The 21,719-nt window shown below is 59.7% G+C and carries 23 protein-coding genes; 13 read left to right on the top strand and 10 right to left on the bottom strand.

Annotated elements, in window-relative coordinates:
- Window positions 1–16 precede the first annotated feature (16 nt).
- Together paaY and paaX are read left to right on the top strand one after the other, a co-directional pair.
- A complete protein-coding gene (gene paaY, locus GEV38_RS14270) occupies window positions 17–616 on the top strand; it encodes a phenylacetic acid degradation protein PaaY (RefSeq protein ID WP_038409635.1) in 600 nt (199 codons plus the stop codon).
- 77 nt (window positions 617–693) lie between these two features.
- Window positions 694–1,617: a phenylacetic acid degradation operon negative regulatory protein PaaX gene (paaX, locus tag GEV38_RS14265; protein ID WP_015270318.1), complete on the top strand. Its 924-nt coding sequence runs from the start codon at window positions 694–696 to the stop codon at window positions 1,615–1,617.
- A gap of 1,348 nt (window positions 1,618–2,965) precedes the next feature.
- Here the strand turns inward: paaX and arfB are convergent.
- The 3 genes from arfB to GEV38_RS14250 form a co-directional block, all read right to left on the bottom strand.
- On the bottom strand, window positions 2,966–3,379 hold the full coding sequence (arfB, locus tag GEV38_RS14260; protein ID WP_054573581.1) for an alternative ribosome rescue aminoacyl-tRNA hydrolase ArfB: 414 nt from the start codon (window positions 3,377–3,379) through the stop codon (window positions 2,966–2,968).
- 340 nt (window positions 3,380–3,719) lie between these two features.
- The gene (locus GEV38_RS14255) at window positions 3,720–3,989 is read right to left on the bottom strand and encodes a DUF3077 domain-containing protein (RefSeq protein ID WP_025339172.1); all 270 of its coding nucleotides are present in this window, start codon (window positions 3,987–3,989) and stop codon (window positions 3,720–3,722) included.
- 338 nt (window positions 3,990–4,327) lie between these two features.
- The gene (locus GEV38_RS14250; RefSeq protein WP_054573575.1) at window positions 4,328–4,750 is read right to left on the bottom strand and encodes a hypothetical protein; all 423 of its coding nucleotides are present in this window, start codon (window positions 4,748–4,750) and stop codon (window positions 4,328–4,330) included.
- A 216-nt stretch (window positions 4,751–4,966) separates the two neighbouring features.
- Between GEV38_RS14250 and GEV38_RS14245 the strand changes: the two genes are divergently transcribed.
- Window positions 4,967–5,893: a LysR family transcriptional regulator gene (locus GEV38_RS14245; RefSeq protein WP_054573576.1), complete on the top strand. Its 927-nt coding sequence runs from the start codon at window positions 4,967–4,969 to the stop codon at window positions 5,891–5,893.
- Between the two features lie 20 nt (window positions 5,894–5,913).
- On the opposite strand, the gene GEV38_RS14240 is transcribed toward GEV38_RS14245, so the two are convergent.
- Window positions 5,914–6,375, bottom strand: coding sequence for a Rid family hydrolase (locus GEV38_RS14240; protein ID WP_015270292.1), 462 nt, complete (start codon window positions 6,373–6,375; stop codon window positions 5,914–5,916).
- 263 nt (window positions 6,376–6,638) lie between these two features.
- Between GEV38_RS14240 and GEV38_RS14235 the strand changes: the two genes are divergently transcribed.
- Together GEV38_RS14235 and GEV38_RS14230 are read left to right on the top strand one after the other, a co-directional pair.
- Window positions 6,639–7,325, top strand: coding sequence for a hydrolase (locus tag GEV38_RS14235; RefSeq protein ID WP_013972601.1), 687 nt, complete (start codon window positions 6,639–6,641; stop codon window positions 7,323–7,325).
- 173 nt (window positions 7,326–7,498) lie between these two features.
- A complete protein-coding gene (locus GEV38_RS14230; RefSeq protein ID WP_054573578.1) occupies window positions 7,499–7,951 on the top strand; it encodes a helix-turn-helix domain-containing protein in 453 nt (150 codons plus the stop codon).
- 47 nt (window positions 7,952–7,998) lie between these two features.
- Here GEV38_RS14230 and GEV38_RS14225 read toward each other — a convergent pair whose 3' ends face one another.
- On the bottom strand, window positions 7,999–8,478 hold the full coding sequence (locus GEV38_RS14225; RefSeq protein ID WP_173895866.1) for an Lrp/AsnC family transcriptional regulator: 480 nt from the start codon (window positions 8,476–8,478) through the stop codon (window positions 7,999–8,001).
- A 159-nt stretch (window positions 8,479–8,637) separates the two neighbouring features.
- Between GEV38_RS14225 and GEV38_RS14220 the strand changes: the two genes are divergently transcribed.
- The 5 genes from GEV38_RS14220 to GEV38_RS14200 all read left to right on the top strand — a co-directional run bounded on the left by GEV38_RS14220 (window position 8,638) and on the right by GEV38_RS14200 (window position 14,851).
- A complete protein-coding gene (locus GEV38_RS14220; protein ID WP_173895864.1) occupies window positions 8,638–10,464 on the top strand; it encodes a tyrosinase family protein in 1,827 nt (608 codons plus the stop codon).
- Window positions 10,461–12,197 carry a hypothetical protein gene (locus tag GEV38_RS14215; protein WP_054571939.1) on the top strand — a complete coding sequence of 579 codons (1,737 nt, stop codon included), beginning with the start codon at window positions 10,461–10,463 and terminating at the stop codon, window positions 12,195–12,197. The genes GEV38_RS14220 and GEV38_RS14215 overlap by 4 nt, the downstream gene beginning before the upstream one ends.
- Window positions 12,198–12,267: 70 nt before the next feature.
- Window positions 12,268–13,872: a hypothetical protein gene (locus GEV38_RS14210; RefSeq protein ID WP_173895862.1), complete on the top strand. Its 1,605-nt coding sequence runs from the start codon at window positions 12,268–12,270 to the stop codon at window positions 13,870–13,872.
- Between the two features lie 212 nt (window positions 13,873–14,084).
- The gene (locus tag GEV38_RS14205) at window positions 14,085–14,408 is read left to right on the top strand and encodes a hypothetical protein (protein ID WP_054571941.1); all 324 of its coding nucleotides are present in this window, start codon (window positions 14,085–14,087) and stop codon (window positions 14,406–14,408) included.
- A 65-nt stretch (window positions 14,409–14,473) separates the two neighbouring features.
- A complete protein-coding gene (locus tag GEV38_RS14200; protein WP_054571981.1) occupies window positions 14,474–14,851 on the top strand; it encodes an NUDIX domain-containing protein in 378 nt (125 codons plus the stop codon).
- Between the two features lie 45 nt (window positions 14,852–14,896).
- Here GEV38_RS14200 and GEV38_RS14195 read toward each other — a convergent pair whose 3' ends face one another.
- The gene (locus GEV38_RS14195; protein WP_054571942.1) at window positions 14,897–15,850 is read right to left on the bottom strand and encodes a GlxA family transcriptional regulator; all 954 of its coding nucleotides are present in this window, start codon (window positions 15,848–15,850) and stop codon (window positions 14,897–14,899) included.
- Between the two features lie 106 nt (window positions 15,851–15,956).
- Here GEV38_RS14195 and GEV38_RS14190 point away from each other — a divergent pair, with 106 nt between their 5' ends.
- From GEV38_RS14190 to GEV38_RS14180, 3 genes are all read left to right on the top strand, one after another.
- Window positions 15,957–16,754, top strand: coding sequence for an SDR family oxidoreductase (locus GEV38_RS14190; RefSeq protein WP_015270283.1), 798 nt, complete (start codon window positions 15,957–15,959; stop codon window positions 16,752–16,754).
- A gap of 20 nt (window positions 16,755–16,774) precedes the next feature.
- Window positions 16,775–17,539, top strand: coding sequence for an SDR family oxidoreductase (locus tag GEV38_RS14185; protein WP_015270282.1), 765 nt, complete (start codon window positions 16,775–16,777; stop codon window positions 17,537–17,539).
- A 221-nt stretch (window positions 17,540–17,760) separates the two neighbouring features.
- Window positions 17,761–18,768: a zinc-binding alcohol dehydrogenase family protein gene (locus GEV38_RS14180; RefSeq protein ID WP_039613412.1), complete on the top strand. Its 1,008-nt coding sequence runs from the start codon at window positions 17,761–17,763 to the stop codon at window positions 18,766–18,768.
- 49 nt (window positions 18,769–18,817) lie between these two features.
- Here the strand turns inward: GEV38_RS14180 and GEV38_RS14175 are convergent, their stop codons facing one another.
- The 4 genes from GEV38_RS14175 to GEV38_RS14160 form a co-directional block, all read right to left on the bottom strand.
- Window positions 18,818–19,792, bottom strand: a complete 975-nt coding sequence (locus GEV38_RS14175) for a LysR family transcriptional regulator (RefSeq protein ID WP_081013902.1) — start codon at window positions 19,790–19,792, stop codon at window positions 18,818–18,820.
- A gap of 83 nt (window positions 19,793–19,875) precedes the next feature.
- Window positions 19,876–20,682 carry a DUF3618 domain-containing protein gene (locus tag GEV38_RS14170; RefSeq protein ID WP_023663296.1) on the bottom strand — a complete coding sequence of 269 codons (807 nt, stop codon included), beginning with the start codon at window positions 20,680–20,682 and terminating at the stop codon, window positions 19,876–19,878.
- Window positions 20,679–21,107 carry a phage holin family protein gene (locus tag GEV38_RS14165; RefSeq protein WP_003258743.1) on the bottom strand — a complete coding sequence of 143 codons (429 nt, stop codon included), beginning with the start codon at window positions 21,105–21,107 and terminating at the stop codon, window positions 20,679–20,681. Before GEV38_RS14165 ends, GEV38_RS14170 begins: the two co-directional genes overlap by 4 nt.
- Entirely contained in the window at window positions 21,107–21,694 is a 588-nt protein-coding gene (locus tag GEV38_RS14160) for a hypothetical protein (RefSeq protein ID WP_043935605.1), read from the bottom strand. The genes GEV38_RS14165 and GEV38_RS14160 overlap by 1 nt, the downstream gene beginning before the upstream one ends.
- Window positions 21,695–21,719: the final 25 nt, after the last annotated feature.

Raw genomic sequence — 21,719 nt, 5'->3', positions numbered from 1 at the left:
TTTCAGGAGCTTTGCCATGCCTTGCTATCGACTGGACGGCCTGACGCCCGTGGTTCATCCGACAGCCTACGTGCACCCCAGCGCCGTGCTGATTGGTGATGTCATCGTCGGCCCTCGTTGCTACGTCGGCCCACTGGCGTCACTAAGGGGGGATTTCGGCCGTATCGTGCTGGAGGAGGGTGCCAACCTGCAGGACACCTGCGTGATGCATGGTTTCCCGGGTGGCGATACGGTGGTCGAACGCAACGGGCATGTCGGGCATGGCGCCGTGCTGCACGGCTGTCGCGTGGGCGAAGACGCCCTGATCGGCATGAACGCGGTGGTCATGGATGGTGCCCATGTGGCACCGCGCTGCATCGTCGCGGCCACGGCATTCGTCAAGGCGGGTTTCGAATGTGCGGCACAAAGCCTGGTGATGGGCTCGCCAGCTCAGGTCAAGCGCCCACTGACCGAACAGGAACTGGCCTGGAAGCAACGTGGCACGGCGGAGTATCAGCACCTGGCGCAACGCTGCATGAACAGCATGGTCGAATGCCCACCACTGACCGAGGTCGAGCCCGAGCGCCCACGCATGGAAGACACTGGCGTCAGGCCCAAAGGCCAGGCATCGGCATGAGCCTGGCAGCGTCACGCAATGGTCAGGCGGCCCGCCGCGCAGGTATAGTCGGTGCTTTAACCGCGCACAGTTCGCCCATGAGCAATCTCGCCCCACTGAACAACCTGATCACCCGCTTCCAGGAACAGACGCCGATCCGCGCCAGTTCCCTGATCATCACTTTGTACGGCGACGCCATCGAGCCCCACGGCGGAACCGTCTGGCTGGGTAGCCTGATCAACCTGCTGGAGCCGATCGGCATCAACGAGCGCCTGATCCGCACATCGATCTTCCGCCTTACCAAGGAAGGCTGGCTCACTGCCGAAAAGGTTGGCCGCCGCAGCTACTACAGCCTGACAGGTACCGGCCGCCGGCGTTTCGAGAAGGCCTTCAAGCGGGTCTACAGCCCCAGCCAGCCAGCCTGGGACGGTGCCTGGACACTGGTTTTGCTCTCGCAACTGGAGGCCGGCAAGCGCAAGGCTTTGCGTGAAGAATTGGAGTGGCAGGGCTTCGGGACCATGGCGCCGAACCTGCTGGGCTGCCCACGGGCAGACCGCGCCGACCTGGCCGCCACCTTGCGTGACCTGGAGGCGAGCGACGACAGCATCGTCTTCGAAACCCACACCCAGGAAGTGCTGGCATCCAAGGCCATGCGTGCCCAGGTGCGGGAAAGCTGGCGTATCGACGAACTGGGGCAGCAGTACAGCGAGTTCATCCAGCTGTTCAGGCCGCTATGGCAAGGTTTGAAAGAGCAGCAACAACTTGATGCGCAGGATTGCTTCCTGGCGCGTACGCTGCTGATTCACGAATACCGCCGGCTGCTGCTGCGCGACCCGCAACTGCCGGACGAGCTGCTGCCTGGGGATTGGGAGGGAAGGGCCGCGCGACAGTTGTGCCGTAACCTCTATCGGCTGGTGTTTGCCAAGGCGGAAGAATGGCTGAACGCAGCGCTGGAGACGGCTGATGGGCCTTTGCCGGATGTGAATGAAGGCTTTTACAGGCGTTTTGGCGGGCTTGTTTGAGGATTGGGTGCAGAGGCGGGTTATTTATAACTACGCTAAATGATTATTTAGTTGAGTAAATTGCTTGGCTTTGTCACTGAGCACCATGCGGAGGCGAGCAAGCCACAGACCAGTGTGATGCGATAAGGCTGAGGTACACTTGATAATTTTAATGCATAGAAATGCTAACGGTTCATCACCCTAACCGGCACCCCTGACAGGCTGCTCGTAGTCGTCGTGCGCCCACGGATTGCCCACCAGACGTAGCATGTTCACGACGCCAGTACCGAACACCCCAACATGGTTGTTTCTATGTTGACACGCATCGCTAGCCTCAAATATAAGCGGATCAGTGCAGTTTTGACTGGTCTGGGCTAAACACTATCTGAACGCTCGCAAGCGACTGATTTGGTGAAAATATCACTGAATGACTTTTATAGCGCGACCCTCACCGGGCGATAATCACTCATGGTCAAAATTAGCAGAGCGTCACAACCGGGCGATAATCACTTTTAAGATCCGATCATATTTTCCTGACACAGCGAGAAGGATTGATCATTTCTAGCTGCAGGCGTCGACACTCACCAAAATTGAGTTTCTGCGTAGTAATCGGGCCATTTCTGGCGACCATAGCTGTCAATGATCAAAATATCTCTCATAATTCTGAGCGGATTTTTCGTTAACCCCATAGCCTAACCGGCTGATTCAAAAGGAAAATCCCTGAATCTTCTCGTCATTCGATCATGGTCAAAATTAGCAGAGCGTCACACTGGGCTAAACACTATCTGAACGCTCGCAAGCGACTGATTTGGTGAAAATATCACTGAATGACTTTTATAGCGCGACCCTCACCGGGCGATAATCACTCATGGTCAAAATTAGCAGAGCGTCACAACCGGGCGATAATCACTTTTAAGATCCGATCATATTTTCCTGACACAGCGAGAAGGATTGATCATTTCTAGCTGCAGGCGTCGACACTCACCAAAATTGAGTTTCTGCGTAGTAATCGGGCCATTTCTGGCGACCATAGCTGTCAATGATCAAAATATCTCTCATAATTCTGAGCGGATTTTTCGTTAACCCCATAGCCTAACCGGCTGATTCAAAAGGAAAATCCCTGAATCTTCTCGTCATTCGATCATGGTCAAAATTAGCAGAGCGTCACACCTGGTCCCAAAGTGCCTCACTCGTGGTCTGGTGACCAAATATAGACTAGCGCATAATGAGTATTATGTTAAATGACGTATTTGGAAGTGCCCGTCCGTATTCTGTCCCCATTCGTCTATCAAGCCCCACGCTTCCACAAGCTCGCAAAACCACGCCGCCAGGGTCTCACTGGCTTGAGACATCGCATTTTGTGCAGAACTTAGAACTCCACCTTGCCCCGACCCGCCTTGACAGTGCTGCGCCTGGCTTTTCCTTCGAGGCGACGGGTCTTCGAGCCGAGGGTCGGCTTGGTGGGACGGCGTTTCTTCTCGATCTTGCCGGCAGTGATGATCAACTCGGCAAGACGCGCCAGTGCGTCAGCGCGGTTCTGCTCCTGTGTGCGGTATTGTTGTGCCTTGATGATCAACACGCCGTCGCTGGTAATGCGACTGTCACGCAGCGCCAACAGCCGCTCCTTGTAATACTCGGGCAGCGACGAGGCGCGAATGTCGAAGCGCAGGTGCACGGCGCTGGACACCTTGTTGACATTCTGCCCACCTGCGCCTTGCGCGCGGATGTATGTCAGTTCGATGTCGGCATCTGGCAGATGCACGTTATTAGAGATGGTCAGCATGGCATAGCCCTTGTGATTCCCCTCCATTATCCAGGGTCGCTAAGCAATCCGGGAAGTCTGTTCGATCGAGAGATCGAGGCTCTTGGCAGCGCTGGGATGCTGGGATGCTGGGATGCTGGGAGCAAAACAAGGAGCTATTGACTGAAGCCGTTTTGAAGAGCGATCACCCTGCCCTTCAATTCGAGCCTGGACGGGTCTTCGACATCCTGCTCTTCATGCAGCAAGATCCGAACCGGAAGCTCATCGCCGTTTGAGCGTATGCCTACATCCGGGGCGGACGTAAGACATACACTGATGTGAAGGCGGCCGCGTTTCGCGTACCGCCACGGGTGGAGTGAACTCAGCGCATCATACCCAGTTCGGCATCGTCCATAAGCGCCTTGGCCAATGCGCTCAGGTAATGCGCAGCCCAGATCATCATCGGCTTTTCATCCATCAACCCGACAATCGTCAGTTCCCGCACGTACCCCATCAATTCCGAAGACTGCTCCCGAGCGCTCTTGCAAGGAATGCCGGCTTCGATGCGAAACAACGGATGGGTCTGGTTTTCACCTTGGTAGAACGTGGTCTTGCCAACGGTGGTTTTCTCGTTCGATTCGTCAGTAGTCAATTGCTTATTACCTTTATGAGTGCGCCACCTGACTGCTGTCAAACAGAAGGGTGGCAGCTGTACGTAGGTTGACAGACCGGCGGAATAAGCAAGTTCCGGCGCACGCAAGCGTGCCCCACGCACAGCCACCATAAAGGGAAAGCCGAATGCTTAAACCGTTACGGCCTGTCAAAGCCGTGTCACTGATGAGCAGCGACAGGCCCAGACTAGAGCCGTGCCAGAGCACCCGCAACGGAAAATAGGCGGCAACAGTATCTTTGGGAAATGCCCTACAAGAAAGCGAAAAAATCTGATTTTTCGAGGCTAGTTGTAATCAATGAACTATGAACGATTCACCATCACATCAGGCAATAGAACTCCGTAACCTCTGCCACAATCTCTCCCTTCGCATCATAAAGTCTCGCCTCTGGCGTCATGGCCATGGAGCGGGCCTCGAGCACGTAGCGCTGCCCAGCCTTGAAATGCTCGTAGTCGATGGTCAGGTAGCATTGCCTTACCGTGGTACCTCCCATCAGGCTGATGCCACCGCCACCATTTACCTCGTAGTCGAACCTGACGACCAATTCATGACTGCCGGGGTTGACCTCAAAGAAGCGCCCATCACGCAGGCGTTGTTTATCCTGGCGTTCGGCCAACAGCACACGGTCATTCGGGAATGGCGTCGAGAGATCGACCCAAGCCATCTGTGGGTTGGCAGTTGGCATCGGCGCCTGGCAACCCGCAAATGCAGCGATCGCCAACAACAGTGTCAACTTGCGCATGAGTAATTCCCCAAAGACTCTCGGCTCAACAGACAGGATAACGCCGACAAGTGTTGAGTGTGCATGAAGGGACGACCGAAGCCCCCTCCTTCGCCTTCATGCTGATACTTGGTTCACGCAGCCCCTTCTCGTATGATCGTTGCAATCTGATCTGGAACGGATTTCGTGAAGTCGTTACCTGGAAATGTCCCAATTACCCCAGTTGCCCCCAAGGACGTGAAATGGAACGTGGGCGAGGCTGCCAACCAGCTCTCCTGGGACGACCTGCGGATCATCAAAACGCTCAGTGAGTGTGGCAATCGCGCTGCCACAGCCAAGAAGCTCGGCATCAACGTGTCCACCGTCTCCCGCAGGGTCTCCCAGGTTGAAAAAACACTTGGCGTAGCCTTGTTCGATCACCGCAAATCAGGCTATCTGCTCACCATCGAGGGCGCGGAATTACGTGCCCTCGCCGAGCGCGTGGAGCTGGACATTGTCAGCGTGACGCGGCGTGTCTCACGTGCCGGCCAGGGGCCACTCGGAAAGCTTCGTATCACCACCAGCGACTCACTGCTTCTTTACTTCCTCACCCCCATCATCGCGGACTTCAAGGCCCTCAATGAAGGCATCACGATTGAGGTGCTGGTGGGCAACGAATCACTGAGCCTTGCGCGAGACGAATCGGATATAGCGGTTCGGGCGACCAGGAAACCCGCCGAAAGCCTGGTGGGCCGCAAACTGGCCACAATCGCCTGGGCTCCCTACGGCAGCAGCAACCACACATCGCCTACTCCTCTGTTCACTGAAGGCCAGGCATGGGTTTCCTATTCCGCAGCGCTACGCGGGCTCAAGGCAACGAGCTATGTCGAAGACAGGGTCGCAGCCGAGTGCATCTCGTACCGCACCGATTCGGTTGCGGCGGCAAGTGCTGCAATCGCGGCAGGCCTGGGGGTGGGTTTTTTGCCCTGCATGTTGGGTGATATCACGCCTGGGCTAGAACGCGTCGGCCCGGTGGTGCCGGAGCTGCAGGATGAGCTGTGGCTGCTGACGCACCAGGACATCCGCAAATCGTGGCGGGTCAAAGCATTCATGACGTTCTGTGCAGCTGCCGTTGCCAACCAGAAGCCGTTGATCGAGGGCCAACTGGTACTCCCGGTCACGTAGAGCGAAACCGGGAGTGCGGGTCACTCAGCGTGTGAGCCAAGTACCGCTTTGCAGGCGATTTCGATCAGCTGTGGGCGCTGGGCAAGCCTCGATACGCCGATGATGTTGCTGGCGCATTGAGGCCGTTCCGTGCCGTAGGCGGCCTTGCGCACCTTGCCGACCACGGCAAAGGCCGCGTCCATGTCCAGTACGTAGAGCGTCTCTTCCACGACATCTTCAAGCGTCGCCCCGTATAGCGCGAGCAGCTTGGCAATATTGTCGTAGGCGGCGCGCATCTGATCCCCCATCGAAGAGAAATCACAGGGCCTGCCGTCACGATCCAAGGGTGCTGGCGCGACCAGGTTCCCTTCTTCGTCATGATTGAACTGGCCCGATACGTAGATCTCGTCCCCTACCCGCCGTGCCTGCGGATACCCGTAGGAATTCTCCCACGGAACGCCCCAATAGGCGGTTTGTTTATTGAGTGGTTGTGAAGCTGCCATCGCTTTCTCCTGGCGTAAACCGGATCAGGTAGATCCGCGTTTGCGTGCGAATACTAGCAACAGGATGAACAAACGAAGGGCGCATTAGTGCGCCTTTGAGAGCGCAAAAGTGCGCCACCGCTTCGCTCTGCGATTGGCTATCTTGTGCTCGGACTCAAGCAACGGGCATCACTGAGGACGTCATCCAGTGCCTCAGCACAGCCTGCGAAAAGCAGGCGCCGTGACTTGTGCGATGACCATCATCCAGCTGACAGGGAACACAAATGAACAATCCGAAAACTGAAGTACTGACCCCGTTCAACAGCCAGCTGATCTTCATCGATCAGCAGCCACAGATGGCCTTCGGCGTCCAGAGCATCGACCGCCAGACGCTGAAGAACAACACCGTGGGCCTGGCCAAGGCAGCCAGGATTTTCAATGTGCCCACCACCATCACGACGGTCGAGACTGAAAGCTTCTCTGGGCACACCTACCCCGAGCTGCTCGCCGTCTTCCCCGACGCTCCGCTGCTGGAGCGAACCTCCATGAACTCCTGGGATGACCAGAAGGTGCGTGACGCGCTGAAGAAAAACGGGCGCAACAAGATCATCGTTTCCGGCCTGTGGACGGAGGTGTGCAACACCACCTTCGCGCTGTCGGCGATGAACGATGCCGGCTATGAAATCTACATGGTTGCCGACGCCTCCGGTGGCACCACCAAGGAAGCCCACGATTACGCCATGCAGCGCATGATTCAGGCAGGCGTGGTTCCGGTGACCTGGCAACAGGTGCTGCTGGAGTGGCAACGCGACTGGAAAAACCGCGACACCTACGATGCCGTCATGGCACTGGTGAAAGAACACTCCGGCGCCTACGGCATGGGTGTCGACTATGCCTACACCATGGTGCACAAAGCACCAGAGCGCGTTCAGCACGGCCCAACCCTGGCCCCGGTTGCTGCCGCTGTCTGACCATTGCCAGCCCCTGCATCCAGGGGCTGTTCATTGACCCGCTGATGGGTACGCCGGCTGGCTGAGCCAGGCCATCGAATCGAGCGTTATCGTCTGTAGCCCGCCCGAGGCTGCAGTGGCCTGCCCTGCCCACTCGAAACTTGCGTGCCCACTTCATTGATTAATGGATTTGTATGAACAGCGATCACTGCACTGTGCTGGCGACTGTCGCTCTGAAAACGACCGGGCTCCTCAAGCCCTGGCAGGTCACGACTGCCAAGAGGTTAATGCTGGAGAACCTGGACACCGGCATAACGGTTACGGAGCTCGCCCAAGCCTGCTCGCTGTCGCGTAGCCATTTCACACGAATGTTCAGGGATACCATGCACGTGCCCCCGCAGCAGTGGATGCGTGAACAACGCTTGCGCAAAAGCAAGGAACTACTGGGGGGCTCGGGAATGATGCTCGCTGAGATCGCACTGGAGTGCGGTTTCTGCGATCAGTCCCACTTTTGCCGCACATTCGTGAAGGCCGAGGGAATGTCGCCGCAGGCTTGGCAGCGACAAGCGTCCATTCAAACTGAGCCTTTGCTCAATCAAGGAGCACATCTGTACTCTTTCGACACTACGGCAGCAATCTACCTTTGAATAAATGCTGAGTATCACGAGCGGTTCAAGGTACCGCGCTAGCTTTGTCAGGCATCGACAGCCTGCTGCAGCCCTCCTCCCAGCGGCAATTCATACGATTTCTTCACCGTACGCACCACCAGCGTCGAGGAATAAGTGCGAATCGGAATATCCCGGTAAGTGTCGAGAAACCGGTAGATATAGTCGGTGTACTCGGTGGCATCGCGAAACTTGGCAACCATCACGAAATCGAACTCGCCCGTCATCAGGTAACAGTCCTGAATCTCCGGGTGGCTGGCCAGGATGTGCTGCATCTTGCGGTCAATGTCGTTGCTGTCGCGGTCCAGCTTCACCAGAAAGAAGGCAGTCACCTGAATGCCAAGCTTGCGCTCGTCCAGTATCGCGACCTTGGCCTTGATGATGCCTGCGCTCTCCAGGCGCCTGATACGCCGGTAGCAACTGGTGGAAGACAGCCCAACGCTGTAGCTGAGCAACTCCAGATTCTGGCTGCAATCCTTTTGCAGCTTTCCCAGAATCTTCAGATCCATGGCGTCTGTCATTTTTCACGTGTCTTCCCTGAAAAACTGCAATGAATCCGCCGCAAGGACGCGCCAATTTGCACGATTCCCTACGCGCCAGCTCTTTACCATCAACTGAGCTTAGCAGCCCGGCCGAATATGGCCTGCGGGGCGCATGAGAGGGACCTTATGATCATCGCGAAACCGACATGGACCGCGGACATCCACGGCCTTTTTACCGCTCCCTACTGGATTCCCGCTGCGCAGCGCGCGGCCGTGGCAGCCTCCTGGACCGGGTGCATGAACGCCTATTTCGTCTACCTGGACGACCCGGAGTCGGTCAAAACCTGGTCAGAAACCATCTACCAGCACCTGGCCTCGCGCAACATGCCGCTGACCCTCGACCAGCAACAGTTCTGGCCGATCGATGCGCTGGAAACCTTCAGGTTGTGGGTCAACCAGGGCTGGCGCCTGGACGCCGATTCTCCCTTCGATCTGGCCGAACGCATCCCGCCACCAGACCTGCCCCAATCGGTCAGGCGGGTGAGAAAGGACATCCGCGCCCTGACCTTTGAGGAGCTGAACCTGTACCGCGCCCGCCTGGACGATGTGATGCAGGTGGGCGACCCCGACAGTGGTTCGCCCTGGCAACGTTACGCCTACATCCACACCAACTGGTGCCTGCATTATCAGGAGGCGTTTGCCCTCTGGCACCGGGCCTACCTGTTGTACCTGGAACAACTGATCGACTGTGCCATTCCCTATTGGGACTGGATGGCCGAAGACGCCAGCGTCGACGGCAGCCCACAGGCCGGCCTGCCCCAGGCTTTTCTCGATGAAACCTATGTGCACCCCCACACCGGCGAAACCCGGCCCAACCCCCTGCGCTACGCGGCCGCCAAGGATGGTTGTTCGAAAGTGTGCGCCAGCGGTGCGGTCAAAGGGGTGGACTGCCGGTATGTGCAACGCGACCGGTTGTTCTACACCCACGGTGACGACTCGCGTTCGGAGCGCACCCGTTTGTTCGGCATGAGCCGGATTTTCCAGCAACAGGTGGTAGATGCCCTGAAGTTCACCACCTTCAGCCAACCACAGGGTGTGCCCGGTTATCCGTGGGCCAACATCCCGGTGTTCGACCCGCCCCAGAAGGACAGCCTGTACCCCAATCGTGCCCTCAACTTCGACGGCCTGTACGAGCAACCCCACGACAACTATCACGGCTGGATCGGCGGTGACATGGCCGACAACGCCTACACCGCCTTCGACCCAGTGTTCTGCTCCTACCACGCCAATATCGACCGCATGCTCGAGGTATGGATCAGGGCCAACCCCGGGGCGCAATTCACCACGCAGTGCCTGCTCCAGCCGTTCTCCGGCCACGACGCCACGCAGCTCACCTTCACCAGCGCCGACGCCTGGCGCTACACCACCATCGGCGACATGGCCCAGGACAGCCGGCACATCGGCTACGACTACGGCGTGCCGGTGGCCCCACAATTCGGCGCGCCCAAGGCGGCCACCGGCGCCTGCTGCAAGCACAGCGCAAAAGCCGGGCCTGCCGCGGGCAACGCCGCAGGGCCCGGGCCGTGGGTGGTGTTCGATCATGTGCGCTGCACCCATGACACCTATCTGATCGATGTCTTTCTCGACCAGCCCGACGCTGCCACGCAGCACATCAGCGCCGACAACCCCCATTACGTGGGGCGCTTCAGCCGTATCGGCATGGGGCTGGTGGACGACAAGGGCCGGTGCATCACCCACGGCGTGTCCCGTGCACTGAATGCGGCCCGCAACGCTGCTGCGCTGGGCCTTGGCCGCGGCGACGCGGTGCAGTTGTCGCTGGTGGTGACCCACCTCGACAGCGGCCGCGTGCTGACGCCTGACGAATACATGACCTTGCCCGGTTTCATCGCCCAACTGGTGTGGGACGACCCGCGCCAGACCCTCGCCGGCCCGCCCCCGGTCGCCGGCTGCTGCTCTGCTTCCACCTCACGCACATCAGGAGAACCGACATGAGCACGCCCTTCAAGCAGTTCACCTCTCCCGCCGGCCAAGCCCCCAAGGACTACAACAAGCTGGGCCTGGAAGACCAGTTGCCGCAGTTTGAAACCGACTGGAACAACAACCTCACCGGCTGGACCGAATCGTCGATCATCGGCAACCCCTGGTCGGGCCTGAACGACGCCCCCCGCTCGGGTTACTACAACCCGCTGGTGGAAGGTTTCGGCGACGTGACCGCCCCGGCGATCACCTGGGCGCCCTTCCCCAACCGGCTCTGGACGTTCTTCTACAACAACGGTGCAGCGGTCATTCCCCAGCTGGGTGGCAAGGCCATGACCCTGGACCAGGTGATGGAGTTGACCGACCACGGCCAGATCACCCTCGACAACACCCTCTACATGCTCTACGACCCCAACAAGCAAGGTACCGTGTTGCAACTGCCGGCCAAGCGCTGCCCGAGCATCGACTGGAACGGCAAATACACGGCGTTCTCGCCTTCCGGCCCACGGGGCTGGCTCGACGAGTACTGCGAGTGGTCGATCGTACGCGATGCCAACGGCAACATGCGCAAGATCACCTTCACCTGCGAAAACCCCGCGTACTTCCTGACCATGTGGCGCATCGACCCGAACGCAGTACTGGGGCTTTACCGCGACTACATCGACCCGAACGTGCAACTCGAAGACCTGTACCTGCGCTACACCGTCGACTGCCCGACCGGCAAGGCCGGCGACCCGGTCATCGACCCCACCACCGGCAAGCCGGCCTATGACACCGTCAACAAATGGAACGCCGGAACGGCCTGTGTGCCCGGCCAGTATGGCGGTGCGATGCACCTGACCTCCGGCCCCAATACCCTCAGCGCCGAGGTGTACCTGGCCGCCGCCGCCACCATCCTGCGCCCGGTGAGCAGCAGCCAGAACGCCCAGTCGTTGATCTGCTGCGCGCAGTACGGGCAAAACTATCGCAACTCTGATCCGCACATCGGTTTCATGGCCAATACCACGGCGGTGAACAACCGACTGTCGCTGACCAACCCCATTGGCCTGTACTTGCAACAGCCCACCGATTTCAGCGCCTGGAAGGGCCCACAAGGCCAGGACGTGAGCCAGTACTGGCGCATCACGCGCGGTACGGCCAAGTCGGCTGCCAACGGTTCCGACCAGATCCTGCAGGCGGTGTTCGAGGTGCCGGAAAGCGCTGGTTTCTCGATCAATGACATCACCATCAACAACCAGAAGGTCAACTATGTGTGGGTCATCGCCCAACAACTGTTGGTCGGCCTGAGCGTCACCGTCAAGCCGCTCAGCGCCACGCCCCAAGCATTCCCATGCGTGCAGGACCGGGTAGCCGGCCTGCAACCCTGGCCAGTGCAACTGCTGCCGCTGGACCTGTTCTACGGGCAATCCCCCACCGACCTGCCCGCCTGGCTTGCACCGGGTAGCAGCAACCAGTTCGTGCTGGTGGTGCAAGGTGCCGACCCGACTACCACGGCGCAGAATGCCAGGGTGCAATTCTCCAACCCCGGGGTGACGGCGCAGGTAACCCAGTACCTGCCCGACGCGTCGGCCATTCCCGGCCAGACCAACTCGGGCGGCACCCAGGCCTACATTCTGACCATCACGGTCAGCCCCTCCGCAGCACCCGGCCTGGTGGCATTGCGTGCCCTCAACCCGGGTGAAGATGTGAACGTGAGCGCGACAGACCACCCTTGGGAATCTGGCCTGGCGCTGGTGCCTGGCGCCTGAGCCACGCCACTTACGCCCTTCTACCGCCGCACCTTCGGGTGCGGCTTCACAGCTTGCAAGGAGCGCAATGATGTCCAGGTCACGCTTGAGTCTTCTGTCGCTGCTGTGCGGCATTCTACTGTGCCTGTCGACCCCGCAACCCGCCACGGCGGCCACGCTGTCGGACGCCGATACCTGTGTACAGCAGCAATTGGTGTTCAACCCGGCCAGCGGGGGATTCCTGCCGGTCAACAACTTCAATGCCACCAGCCAGGCGTTCATGAACTGCTTTGGCTGGCAGTTGTTCATTGCCTTGAACTGGCCGGTGAACCCCGGTTGGCCGGCCACCGCCAGCCTGGCGGGCGAACCCGACATGCAAAGCACGCTGGCGCAGTTCGGGGTCCCCTCCACACCGGGTCAACCCATGAGCGTGGCCCCGGTATGGGCCAGCTACAAGGACGCCAACGACATCTTCCTGCCCGGCGCCCCCACGCCCACCGGCTGGGGCGTGCAAACCCTGGTACCGTCCGACTGCAGCACCCAAGGTAGCCTCAAGACACTCAAGGTGGGCGCGCGCAAGTTCATGAACGCCACCTCCGAAGGCGCGATCAATGCCTTGCACGGTTTCCACCTGTCGACCGGGACACTTGCCTCCATTCCCGACCCGGTCATGGAAGCGTCCGGCGGCTGGCTGACGGACCAGGCGGGCAAACCGGTGTTTTTTGAACGCAAGGTGGGCAAGGCCGAGTTCGACTACATCGTCGACAAGGGGCTCTACGACGCCGCCAACCAATTGAAGGTCGCGCGAAACCTCGACGGCCAGACACCGGAGGGTCTGTCACTGCCCATCGGCGAACCGATGCGCTCACTGCCTACCTCCCCAGTGCCACAGGAGCAACTGGGCGCGATCGAGCTCAAGGCCGCCTGGCGGGTACTGACTGGCAAACCCGAGCTGTTCGGGCGCTACCTGACTACCGTCGCCTGGCTCAAACGTCCCGACACGCTGGAGTGCACCCAGGAGGTGGTGGGGCTGGTGGGCCTGCATATCATCAACAAGACCCAGGCTTCGCCCAACTTCATCTGGACCACCTTCGAGCAGGTGGACAACGTGCCCGAACCGGCCCAGGTTCCGCCGCAACAAACCCCGCCAAACGGGTTTGCCTTCAACAACCCTGACTGTGGCAACGGCCCCGAGTGCACACCAAACCAAGCCCGTATCCAGTGCAAGCAAACGCATCCCGACAAGGACTGCACCGATCTCTTCCCGCGCGACCAGCCGGTACAGACCACCCGCGAACACCCCGTGCCCGGCGACCTGCAAGCCCTCAACAGCGCGGTACAAGCCAACTTCGCGCAGCACAGCCAAGGCAAGTCGGTGTTCCAGTACTACAAGCTGGTCAACGTACTCTGGACCCTCGCTCCCAACCCGCCCAGCCCGGAACCGGGCGCCAACGCGCAAGTGCCGCTGTCGTACGGGCCGTTCATCAGCCAGGGGAACGTGCCGGTGGCCAACACCACCATGGAGACCTACGTGCAGGGTGATAACTGCAATCAGTGCCATCAGTACGCGACGATTGCCGGCAGCCCGTCATTGGCCTCGGATTTCTCTTTTCTGTTCAACAGTGCCGGCTCCGCCAGCAACAAAAGTCTGATCAAAAGCGTCAAAGCCTTCGAAACCCTCAAGGACCGCCCCTGAACCGCAAAAGGGGCGATCTCCGATCGCCCCGAACAGGGTTTCGCAGATGGCGCTGCCCTTCAGGCACCTTCCTGCCCACACACCAAAATCTCGTACCCCTGAAATTCATGCGTTTAGTCAGCTAGCCAAATATTCCTTGAATACCGCGCGAACGGGCCTCGGTCATAACAGTACACACAGACCTTCCTGTGTTTGACCCGAGGTAAGCGATCATGGCAAACAATCAAGACAAAGGTGGCAACCAGGGCAATGCCGACACCGGCATGGGCAACAATACTGCCGGAGCTGGCCAGCAAGGCGGCCAAGGTTCGGGGGGGCGGATGCCCGGTCAGCAGCAAGGTGGCAGCCAATCCGGCCAAAAACCTGAGGACAAGATGAACAAGGACTGGGAACGTTCCCGTGATACGGGTAGCCAGGGCGGCCAGGGCGGCCAGGGTACGACCGACAAGCAGAGCCAGAACCTGCAAGACAAGGACCGCATGGGTGGTCAGCAAAACCAGGCAGATGATCAGCAGCAGTGGGATAAAGAGCGCTGATAATCAGCAGCGGGCATCAGGGTGATTGCTGCCCTGATGCCACCTCCATGGTACGGGAGGGCATGATGAACAACGCCACAGAACGACACTCGACTGTCATTTGCCTGCAAGCAGGACGTATCCTTTTCGTGCGCAAGCAAGGCGCTGAATGGGCGTTGCCAGGCGGGAAGATTGACCCAGGCGAGCATCACCTGGATACAGCGCAGCGCGAGCTGATGGAGGAAACTTGCCTACCCTTCAATGGTGCTCGATTCCTCAACCATTACGTGCTCGCGGGTGAGGAGCACTACCTCTATCAGTTGCCTGTTGAAACGGGAGCAAAGCCTGCTGCAGATCACGAGATCGTGGAGTGCCGCTGGTTCACTGCCCCAGAGCTTCACGAAGTTCGGGTGAAGCCGTCCAACATCGAGTTGCTTGAACGAGAGCACCTGCTTCCTGTGTAGTGGATCAGAGCCAGAAAGCGCACATCCATCGGGCTGGGTCCGTTGTCATTCAACCAATATGACCCGCCGGGCATCTCTTCGCACGGCTTGAGGCGGGACACCAAATCCACGAATGAACACCTCCCGCATGTGCCGACGGTCCCTGAACCCGGTTTCCTTCGCCACCACATCCAGGCTGTGGCGACTCTGCTCGATCATCAGGCGGGCAGCCTCAAGACGCAGGCTTTCCACAGCCTTGGCAGGTGATTGACCTGTCTCGGCAGTGAATACGCGGGTAAATTGTCGGGGGCTCAAATGCACGGACTCGGCGAGCTCTTCGACACTCAATGGACGGCTCAAATGCTTGCGTGCGTAATCCAGGGCGTTTTGTATCCGATCAGACTTCGGCGAAAGCGCCAGCAACTCGGAATGCTGCGATTGCCCACCGGAGCGGCGCTGATGCATCACCAGCTTGCGTGCCACTGACCTGGCCATCTCAGTTCCCAGGTCTTTTTCCACCATACCCAGTGCCATGTCCAGGGCGGCGGTCATCCCGGCGGACGTCCAGATCTGCCCGTCCACAATGAAGATTCGGTCTTCTTCCACTTCGATCTTCGGGTGCAGTTCACGCAACTTTTTCGCATAGGCCCAATGTGTCGTGGCCCGCCGGTTGTCCAGCACGCCTGCCTGGGCCAACACGAAACAGCCGGTGCACAGACCGGCAGTGCGTCGAGCGCCATCGACAAAGCCTCTGACGCTGGCCAGCACTTCCTCGCCTGGCGGAGTCAGCGGCGTCAGGGTTCCCGTGATCATCCAGGTATCAGCCAGACCAGGAGCGCCCAACGGCAGCGTGTCCATGTACATGCCCAGGGAAGAACGCACCGTGCCGCCGCCGATGGAAAAATTCTGGATCTTGTAAACCGTTTCGCCCGCGACAATGTTCGCGAACTCGAACACGGCCTGCGTCGCCAGCGACATGATCTGGAAACCTTCGGTGATGAGATAGCCGACCCGGTGCATGGTTGGAGCTCCACATTGGATGTCCTGAAAACGTACCATATGTGTCGTTTAAGACAAAGGCGACCTTCTGCATCATGGGCTCCACATCCAACAACGGAGCATGACCATGAAGCAGCAATTCAAAGGCACTGCCCTCATCACTGGCGCCTCTACCGGCATCGGTTCGATCTACGCAGAACGCTTGGCGCGTCGGGGTTACGACCTGGTGCTGGTGGCCCGCAACCGGGAGCGCCTCAATACGTTGGCCAGCCGGCTGACTACGGAAACCCGGCAGAACGTGGAGGTGTTTCCGGCAGACCTGGCAAACACGGATGACCTGGCCAAGGTAGAACGCAAATTGCGCGAGGACGCCAGTATCAGCCTGCTGGTGAACAACGCAGGCATAGGCACCCACACTAGCCTGCTGGAAAGTGATGTCGAGCGCATGGCTGAAATGATCACCCTCAACGTCACCGCCCTCACCCGCCTCACCTACGCGGCCATCCCCGGATTTGTCGCCCGTGCGCAAGGCGCCGTGATCAACATCTCGTCCGTTGTCAGCCTGGCGCCGGAGCTGCTCAATGGTGTGTACGGTGGCAGCAAGGCGTATGTCACCGCCTTTACCCAGTCCCTGCACAAGGAGCTTGCGGACAAGGGCATAAGGATCCAGGCAGTGCTGCCAGGAGCCACCGCCACCGACTTCTGGCAGATCGGCGGCTTGCCGGTCGAAAACCTTGATCCGGGTATCGTGATGTCGGCCCAGGACCTGGTGGACGGTGCCCTGCAGGACTTTGACGACGAGGTACTGATCTCTATCCCCTCGATGCATGACCTGAAGTCCTTCGAACGCTACGAGGCCAGCCGGCAAGCCCTGTTCGGCCAGCTGTCCAGCAATCAGCTTGCCCCTCGCTACAACGCCAACTGAACAATGCAAGGAGACGGATCATGAAACTTAGCGCAAACACCATTTTCATTACCGGCGGTACCTCAGGCATCGGCCGCGCTCTGGCCGAGGCATTCCACCAACGTGGCAATAAAGTGATCGTTGCGGGGCGCCGTCAGGCACTGTTGGATGAAATCGCCCAGGCCAACCCGGGGATCGATACAGTGCGCCTGGACATCAATGATCCGCAGCAGATCAAGGAGGTGGCCCAGGATGTGATCCGCCGCCATCCTGCATTGAACGTGATCATCAACAATGCCGGCGTCATGCCGTTCGACAATCCGGCTTCCGGGGACCTCGACGACGAACAAGCAGTGAGCTTGCTGCAGACCAACCTGCTCGGCCCGGTGCGCGTCAGCGCAGCCTTCGTCGAGCACCTCAAGCGCCAACCGGATGCTTGCATCATCAACAACAGTTCGGTTCTGGCCTACCTGCCGCTGGCGGCCACCGCTTTGTATTCGGCGACCAAGGCCGCCATCCACTCCTACTCACTGTCGCAGCGGTTCAGCCTGCGTGACACCAGCGTCAAGGTACTGGAAATTGCGCCACCTTGGGTGGACACCGATCTGATTCACAAGAGCGGTGATGAGCGTGCCATGCCGCTGGATGATTTTATCCAGGAAACCTTGGTCAAGCTCGAATCCGCAACCACGGAAGTCCTGGTGGATCGTGTCGTCCCGCTGCGAGCCAACCAGGGCCTGAACGAACACGAACTGATTCACCAGTTCAACCTGGCGCTGGTTGAGAACCCGATCCCTGTTGCCTGAACCCAATTCCCGAATCCCGACAACGTTGCGCAGTCTGTTGGCAACGTTCCACCACAAGGCTGCCGATTGCTGCCGCCCGGTCCAAGGGAGCCCTTTCAACCCGGGCGGCAGCTAGCCGATTTTCAGCGAAACGCGGAAAGTGTTCCGGCAATAGCCCGGTTTTTCAGGGGGGCCGACACGATTAGCCTGTTACCACTGTTTACCTGAAAGGTCACATCCCAATGAAAGCAATCGTCTACGACACCCCCGGCCTCCCGATCCAGGATTCCCGATCGTTGTACGAGCACGAACTGCCCAAACCCACGCCCGGCGCCAGGGACCTGTTGGTGGAAGTCAAAGCTATCGCAGTAAACCCGGTCGATACCAAGGTCAGAGCCAGCCGCGGCGGCGCCCATCCCCAGGTGTTGGGATGGGATGCCGTGGGCGTCGTTCGCGAGGTCGGCGCCGAGGTGTCGTTGTTCCAGCCTGGCGACGAAGTGTTCTACGCCGGCGCGATCGACCGCCCGGGCACTTACAGCGAGTTTCACCTGGTCGACGAACGCATCGTCGGGCACAAGCCTCGTACTCTGGACAATGCCAGTGCCGCAGCCTTGCCGCTGACGTCCATCACCGCCTGGGAGCTGCTGTTCGACCGCCTGGGTGTTGAGGAAAATGGCGGCGCTGGCAAGAGCCTGCTGATCATCGGTGCCGGCGGCGGGGTTGGTTCGATCCTGGTACAGCTTGCACGCAAGCGTACCCAGCTCAAGGTGATCGGTACCGCGTCACGGCCTGAAACCCAGGCCTGGGTCAGCGAACTCGGGGCACATCACGTCATCGACCATTCGGCATCCTTTGCCCTGCAACTGGAGCAACTCCAGCTCAACCCAGTGGATTACGTGATCAGCCTGACTCACACCGATGCGTACCTTGCGCAGATCGTCGAAGTCCTGCGCCCACAGGGCAAGCTCGCGCTGATCGATGACCCTGAGCATCTTGATGTCGTGCCGTTCAAGCGCAAATCACTGTCGGTGCACTGGGAGCTGATGTTCACCCGCTCGCTGTACCAGACCGAGGACATGATCAAGCAGCACCATCTGCTGGAAAAAGTCTCGACGCTGGTCGACGAAGGGGTCATCAAGACCACCGTTGGCGAGCACTTCGGCAGCATCAATGCCAGCAACCTCAAACGCGCCCATGCCCTGATCGAAAGCGGCAAGGCAAAAGGCAAGATTGTCCTGGAAGGCTTCTGAGCATTCATCCAGTCAAGGTAACCAAGGCGGGGCCATGAGCCCCGTCAGCTTATCCATCAGCAGCGATGAGCTGCTCGAAACGCTCCGCCAGAAACGCTCTGAGCACCTGCACGGCAGGTGTGAGCGAGGTTCGATGAGCGCACACCAGTTGCAACGGCGCAGGTTGGCCGTAACCCCAAGGAAACAACTCGACCAGCCGCCCAGCGCGTATGTCCGCCAGAACGTCCAGCCTGGATTTGTAAACGATCCCCAATCCTTCAACGCCCCAGCGCCGAACGACATCGGCGTCATCGCTCAAGCGGTCGCCTGTAACCTGGACGGTCTTGATTCCACCGGGCAAATGGAAACTCCATCGCTCGTAAGTCTGCTCGCCCATCACATAGCGCAGGCAATTATGCCTGCCCAGGTCTTCCAGAGCGTCTGGCGCCCCATGTCGTGCCAAGTATCGAGGTGAGGCGCAGACCGTTCTGCGATTCCCTGGGGCGAGCATCAGTGAAACGAGGCTGGAGTCTGCCAGTTGCCCATACCTGATACTCGCATCCAGTTGCTGGCCGACAAGGTCGGCCACCTGATCGCTGACCCGCAGTTGCAGCGTCACCTTGGGGTTCAACCGCTGGAAATCGTCGAGCCAGGGCAGCAACAGATTCCTGCCAATATCCGAAGGGATGGACAGGCGAAGTGTACCCGCGATCTCATCTCGCCCTTCGGTCAGCGCCACCTCACCGGCGTCCAGTGCGTCCAAGGCCTGACGGGCATGGGGCAGATATCGCTCGCCATCATCCGAGAGCCGCAAACGCCTCGTGGAGCGCACGAACAACCTGGCACCCAGGCTGCTTTCCAGTCGCTGGACAGCCCCGCTGGCCAAGGCCGGTGAAATATCCAACAACCTGGCCGCTGCCGAGAAGCTGCCGGCAAAGGCTGTTGTGACGAAGACCTGAAGATCATCAAACCGAACTGTTTTCTTCACTGTGGCGAATTCTTGACCTGGCGCGTGGGCCAAAGCGTAGCGACATTGCGCAGCCATTCCCAGCCTGGGCCTACAACCTTCGTGATGAGCCGCCAGCCCTCTGCGCAGGCAGAGGGGCCGGCGACGCACATCCCACGGGATCAGGAATTGAAGCCCAACCCTGAGGAAAGGTCGGAGTTTCCGGGCTTGCGCTCTGCCTGTGTAGACGCTTTACCACCCACCTGATCGAACGACTCTTCGACCGACGCCTTCACCTCGCGGCCCTTGGCCTTGAGTGTGTCGGTCAAACGATCACTGCTGGCGCCCATCAGCTGGTCTTCCTTGCGGGTAGTGGGTAATGCGGCCCCCAATGCCGCACCCAGTGCTATGCCCAAAGCGGCCAATACCAGAGGTTGCTCCTGAAGCAGGTGATCGAACTGGCCCTTCAGTGCCGTGGCCTGATCTGCGGCCTTGTGTGCCGAATGGCGCAGGGTATCCGCGGAAGCCCCCACGGAGTCGCGGGCGCCGCTGCCAAGGTCGCTGGCCCGATCGCGCATGTCATGGGCTTTCATGCGCACCTTCTGGCTGGCGTCGTGCACTGCCTCCCCCGCCTGCGCGAAAGCGCCCTTCACCGTGTCCACCGCGTCGCCGAGCTTTTCGCCCAACCCAGGCCCATGGTGCGCAGGCCCGGGGTTGAAGGGGCGGTTCTGGTTCAGGCCCAGCCAGGCCAGGCCCAATACCGTCAGGGTTGCGGGTACGGGGTTGTTCTTGAGGGTGGTGCCAAGGTTCTCGAAGAACTCGCCGCCATTGCCCTTGGCATAGGCCAGGACCCGGTCGACCATCTGGCCCGGGCTCAGGCGCTGTTCGAGGGCGTCCACCAGATCGCTGATGTGCTCGCGCTTGGCGTTGATTTCCTGCTCGAGCAAGTCCGGGTCCTTGTGCGCTTCATGTTCGAAGGAAGTGGTCATGGCAGTTTCCTCTTCAGCGTGTCCTTGTCCTGCTGCATGGCATGCAAGGTGCGGTCAGGGGCCAGATGCGTGGGTTCGAACCGTTTCTTGCCCGACTGCAACATGATGAACCCGATTACCAAGGTGACCGCGCCCACGATCAGGGCTGCCAGCCAGGGTTCGAGCACCATCGCCAAGGCGTAGACTGCCGCCAGCAACAGGATGACGAAGCCCGCCAGCATCACGATCGCACCCGCTGCCACCGCAGCCGTGCCGGCTTTGAGGGTGGCGAGGTTCTGCTGCAGCTCTGCCTTGGCCAGCGCCAGCTCCTTGGTGAACAGGTCCGGTACTTCCCGCATCAGCTGGCGCAACAAACCGCCAACACCGACGGCGTCGTCTTCCGCCGTGTGCAAGCTCGGGGTGGTATGCAAGGGTTCTTTGTTCATCATTCACCTCCTTTGAGAGGATCGCGTTCGAACGGGCTGCCACTGACCGGCGTGCCTGCACCAGGGCCGACTGGGTCGACTGGGGTGAAAGGTTCACGGGTGGATACGTCGCTACCACGATCAGGCACTGGCTGCGCGGGGCGGGACTGTTGCCAATCACCGGACGACGCAGGGGTGGTGGACTCATGGCTGGTGCTGGCTCGCATGAAACGCGATACGGCAAACCCGATCGCGACGCTACCGGCCAGGAATAGCGCCGGGTTGCTCCTGGCCAACTGAGCACCACGCTGCAGCAGGCTTTCGGCACTTTCATGGCGTACCTGTTCGGCGAACTCACCCACGCACTCTGCTGCCTGGTTCAGGTACTGCGACAGCCCGAGACTGTCCTTGCCTTGCAGCGCAGCTGCCGCCGAACGCGCACCTTCCTCGAGCGAATCAAGCTGATCGGCTGCGTTATCGCGGTAGTGTTCGAACTGCTCGCTGCCTTTGTGCCTGGCCTCGCCAAGCAGCGCACCGGCGTCATCGATCAAGGCATGTTCCTGGGTGCTACCGGGTGGAGACGTCGAGCTTTGATTAGTCTTGTCCATCGTTTCGCCCTCGAAGCTGATTGTT

It is taken from the genome of Pseudomonas sp. 13159349 (assembly GCF_013305685.1).
Taxonomy (GTDB): domain Bacteria; phylum Pseudomonadota; class Gammaproteobacteria; order Pseudomonadales; family Pseudomonadaceae; genus Aquipseudomonas; species Aquipseudomonas asiatica.
Note: the sequence above shows the minus strand (reverse complement) of the source record. Positions and strands in the feature narration are given on the sequence as shown.